Here is a 4,465-nt window from a genome sequence, read left to right on the forward strand (position 1 = left end):
ACTACTTTTCCTGATATATTTTGAGAATAAAGGCTTTTAGCTGAAATTATTAACATTGTCAAAAATAAATATTTCATTGTTATAAAATTAAATTTAGACAAAACTAAAAATTAAATTTGACAAACAATTATTCTTAAAACAAAAATTTTCAAACCGATTGAATTCAAGATGTTATATTTTTTTTAAACCATATAAGTTATATAAGTAATTTAAGCAGTTTGGGTAAAAACACAGTTTTTAAATGAACTTATATAACTTATAGGGTTTAACATTCTTTTCTATTTATTAAAAATCTTCGTCGATAAGTTCTTTATTAATCACCGCTCCAGCAAAAGAGCCTGTAGAAACGGCAATTGCCACAGATCGCATTTGCGTTGTGCAATCTCCGCTAGCAAAAATGCCAGAAATATTAGTTTTCTGCATGGCATCTACTTTCAGTAATCCTTGTTCGTTACTATCACATCCTAAAGTTTCGGGGATAGGACAATGCTGTTCAAAAGGTGGTCTCGCATAAATAGCTTTTACCTCAACTTTTTCCCCATTTTTGAAAATGATGTTCGAAACATAGCCATCATTATGTTCTAAAGAATTTATTTCTTCTTCTAAAATAAGAACACCATGATTTTTAAGAGTTTTTGTCTGTTCTGTAGTCAGTTCTGATTTTCCATTAGTACACAAGTGAAGGTCTTTTGTCCAGTTTGAAATCAGTTTGGCATATTCGTAACCCATTTCTCCATTGGCAATAATGGCCGTTTTTTCATTTTTAACTTCATAACCATGACAATACGGACAATGCAAAACCGAAATTCCCCAGCATGAAGCAAAACCTTCAATTTCTGGAAGCAAATCTCTAACTCCAGTTGCAAATAATATTTTTCTTGAAGTAAAAATATTGCCCGATTCGGTCGTGATTTCGAAACCGTTTTCTGTTTTAATAACTTGTACAGCCAATCCATTATAGAATTGAACGGTTTTATAAATGTCTACTTGCAATTTGGCTTTCGCCGAAATAACAGCTGGTTTTTCACCGTCTTGTGTAATAAAATTATGCGAATGCGGTGTCTGTCTATTGCAAGGCAAACCGCTATCAATAACCAAAACCTGACGCAAAGAACGCCCTAAACTCATTGCCGCAGACAATCCGCTATAACTGCCGCCAACAATAATCACTTCAAAATGCTCCTGTTCCATATCTCTATTTTTAATGATTTTGTTTTTTGTGTAATTTGTAATTGATTAAGTGCCCGATGATCATTCCGATTCCACCGAAATAGATCAAATCAAGATGAATTTCGAAAAAGAGTTCTGCCAAAACACTAATCCAAATTAGCGCCATTGAAACAACCAAAATTGACGATACCAAAAGAGCCGATTTTTTTATAATTTTGAGAATTGCAAATAAACCTATCGAAGCAAATAGTAAATCTATAATTGGGTTGTGACTCAAGCCTAAAGGGAGAATCGTTAAAAGAGGAAAAATCAAGCAATGGACCAAACAAATGGTTGCGCTCGAAATTCCTAAAATATCGTAAAAGGATGTGCTTATTTTCTTCATTATGTGTACTTTTGCTTAATGCAATTTTGTTGCAAATATATACAATTTTATTAATCGCAACAAAGTTGCGTTTAATTTTTAATTCCGTAAAAAATGAAAACTACACGTAATACCGCAGCAAAGACGGCTGTTTTAGAGGTGTTTGAGAAATCTAAGACCGCTCTTTCGCATACCGAAATTCAGAAACAATTAAATGATTTGTGCGATCGCGTAACCATTTACAGAATTCTAGATCGATTAATTAATGAAGATGTTATTCATAAAATTTCGAATCTAGACGGAACAGTAAAATATGCCAAATGCAATCATTCGCATCAGCGCGTACACATTCATAATCATGCTCATTTTAGCTGTGAGAATTGTCATGAGATAACTTGTCTTGAAAGTGTAAAACCGAGTTACATTATGCCACACAATTATAAAGTTAACGAAATCAATTTTACGTTATCTGGATTATGCCCGAATTGTTTAAATTCTAACATTTAACTTTTAGACTCGTCTAAAAATATTGTTTCGCGAATATAATTTTTCTCTATATTTGTGAAAACAATACTTTTACAATGACTAAATCTTTAGAAGAAGTCCATGAATCGGTCTCTACCGAAAACAAAAAAAAAGGTTTTAGAAAAATTTTAGCCTTCTTAGGCCCTGCATATTTAGTAAGCGTTGGTTATATGGATCCGGGAAACTGGGCGACAGATATTGCCGGCGGAAGCCAATTTGGCTACACTTTAGTTTGGGTTTTATTAATGAGCAACTTAATGGCTTTGCTCTTGCAGAGTTTGAGCGCTCGTCTCGGAATTGTAACTCAGCGCGACCTCGCACAAGCATCAAGAGAAACCTATTCCAAATACATTAATTACATTTTATATTTTCTTGCCGAAATTGCAATTGCTGCCTGCGATCTGGCAGAAGTTCTCGGAATGGCAATCGGAATTAATCTGCTTTTCGGAATTCCGTTACTCGAAGCTGTTCTCATTACCGTTCTAGACACCTTTTTACTGCTTTTCTTGATCAATAAAGGAATTCGCAAGATGGAAGCCTTCATTATTGCTTTAGTGGCGATTATTGGCTTCTCTTTCATTTTTGAAATGATTTTTGCAGAACCTGAAGTTCATAAGATTTTCGAAGGACTTATTCCTTCAATTCCAAACTCTGCGGCTTTATATATCGCGATCGGAATTATTGGAGCGACTGTAATGCCACACAACTTGTATTTGCATTCTTCTTTAGTGCAGACAAGAAAATTTGACCGAACACCTGCAGGAATCAAACAAGCTTTAAAATACAATTTGATCGATTCAACCATAGCTTTAAATCTTGCTTTCTTCGTAAATGCTGCCATTTTAATTCTTGCCGCGGCCACTTTCCATAAAAACGGAATGTTTGAAGTCGCAGAAATTCAAGATGCGCATCAATTTCTTGAACCGTTGTTAGGAACCAAATGGGCACCCGTTTTATTTGCTGTCGCCTTAATCGCTGCTGGACAAAGTTCGACTGTAACTGGTACACTTGCTGGACAAATTGTAATGGAAGGTTATCTGCATTTTAGAATTCAGCCTTGGGTTCGTAGAATTATAACGCGTTTAATTGCTATTATTCCGGCTGTAATCGTAATTTTAATTTATGGCGAAAGCGTCACGGGAAAGCTCTTAATTCTAAGTCAGGTGATTTTGAGTTTACAATTGGGATTTGCCATTATTCCACTGATTCACTTTGTGAGCGATAAGTCTAAAATGAATGGTTTTCATATTTCTAGAACCACTCAGGTTGTTTCTTGGATTATTGCTTCGATTATTGTTTCTCTAAATGCGAAATTGGTTTATGACGAAATCACTTCATGGTTGGCAAGTTCGAACCATCCGACAATTCTCTGGCTTACTGTTGTTCCTTTGGCTTTTGGATTCTCGGCGTTATTATTATACATCATTTTCAAACCATTTATCGCCAAATTCAAATCAAAAACAATAAACCATTCACCGCATAAGCTGAATCTTCATTTTTCGCCTAAACAAAGTCAGAGCATTCAAAATATTGCTATTTCAGTCGATTTCTCAAGTGCAGACGAAGTAGCTTTAAACAAAGCCTTCGAATTGGGTGGCATTGACACCGAATATACGCTCATTCACATTGTAGAAACCGTTGGTGCTTTAATGTATGGCGTTAATATTCACGATCATGAAACTACAATCGACGAAAAATTATTATTAAAATATAAAGAAATGCTTTCCGAAAAAGGATTCAAGATTAAGACAGAACTTGGATTTGGAAAACCAAACAGCGTAATTCCGAAAATTATAAACGAAGGAAGTTTCGATATTCTCGTAATGGGAACCCATGGCCACACTGGATTGAAAGATATTCTTTTCGGCACAACAGTAGATAAATTGAGACATAAAATTTCGATACCTTTGTTGATTGTTAAATAAAGTTTCTAAGATGTTAAGCTACTAAGATTCTAAGCTTTTTAATAAAAAGCCTAAAAGAAAACTTAGCACCTCAGCATCTTAGAAACTCAGAAACTTAAAAAAAAATGACCTTTTCAGAAGAAAACTACTTAAAATCGATCTATCATCTGACTGCTGCTTCAGAAACAGAAGTTAGTACGAATGCTATTGCGGAAATTATGGAAACGAAAGCTTCCTCTGTAACCGATATGCTTAAAAAGCTAGCAGAGAAAGATTTGGTGAATTACAAAAAATACCAAGGTGTATCACTAACTGAAAATGGAAAGTTAGCTGCAAAAATGATTGTGAGAAAACACCGTCTTTGGGAAGTATTTTTGGTTGAAAAATTAAACTTTAGCTGGGATGAGGTTCATGATATCGCTGAACAATTAGAGCATATAAAATCGGAACAATTAATTAACCGTTTGGATGATTTTCTTGGAAATCCAACCGAAGATCCGCA

Annotated in this window: 5 protein-coding genes; 3 read left to right on the plus strand and 2 right to left on the minus strand. The window is 34.6% G+C overall.

The window, feature by feature from the left end:
• Window positions 1–285 precede the first annotated feature (285 nt).
• Entirely contained in the window at window positions 286–1,191 is a 906-nt protein-coding gene (locus B3J44_RS16630) for an NAD(P)/FAD-dependent oxidoreductase (protein WP_286969761.1), read from the minus strand.
• A 10-nt stretch (window positions 1,192–1,201) separates the two neighbouring features.
• A complete protein-coding gene (locus B3J44_RS16635; RefSeq protein ID WP_286969763.1) occupies window positions 1,202–1,555 on the minus strand; it encodes a MerC domain-containing protein in 354 nt (117 codons plus the stop codon).
• 93 nt (window positions 1,556–1,648) lie between these two features.
• Between B3J44_RS16635 and B3J44_RS16640 the strand changes: the two genes are divergently transcribed.
• From B3J44_RS16640 to B3J44_RS16650, 3 genes are all read left to right on the plus strand, one after another.
• Entirely contained in the window at window positions 1,649–2,041 is a 393-nt protein-coding gene (locus B3J44_RS16640) for a Fur family transcriptional regulator (protein WP_286969764.1), read from the plus strand.
• A 74-nt stretch (window positions 2,042–2,115) separates the two neighbouring features.
• Window positions 2,116–3,984, plus strand: a complete 1,869-nt coding sequence (locus B3J44_RS16645) for an Nramp family divalent metal transporter (RefSeq protein ID WP_286969765.1) — start codon at window positions 2,116–2,118, stop codon at window positions 3,982–3,984.
• 104 nt (window positions 3,985–4,088) lie between these two features.
• Window positions 4,089–4,465: metal-dependent transcriptional regulator (locus B3J44_RS16650; protein ID WP_286969767.1), on the plus strand; the 377-nt coding region annotated here is incomplete at its 3' end.

Source organism: Flavobacterium sp. UBA4854, from assembly GCF_002399805.1.
In the GTDB taxonomy this organism is placed as follows: Bacteria; Bacteroidota; Bacteroidia; order Flavobacteriales; family Flavobacteriaceae; genus Flavobacterium; species Flavobacterium ginsengisoli.

Bases quoted from the DNA above. Each gene is read 5' to 3' on its own strand.
- B3J44_RS16630 (WP_286969761.1), bottom strand. From the start codon at position 1,191: ATGGAACAGGAGCATTTTGAAGTGATTATTGTTGGCGGCAGTTATAGC.
- B3J44_RS16635 (WP_286969763.1), bottom strand. From the start codon at position 1,555: ATGAAGAAAATAAGCACATCCTTTTACGATATTTTAGGAATTTCGAGC.
- B3J44_RS16640 (WP_286969764.1), top strand. From the start codon at position 1,649: ATGAAAACTACACGTAATACCGCAGCAAAGACGGCTGTTTTAGAGGTG.
- B3J44_RS16645 (WP_286969765.1), top strand. From the start codon at position 2,116: ATGACTAAATCTTTAGAAGAAGTCCATGAATCGGTCTCTACCGAAAAC.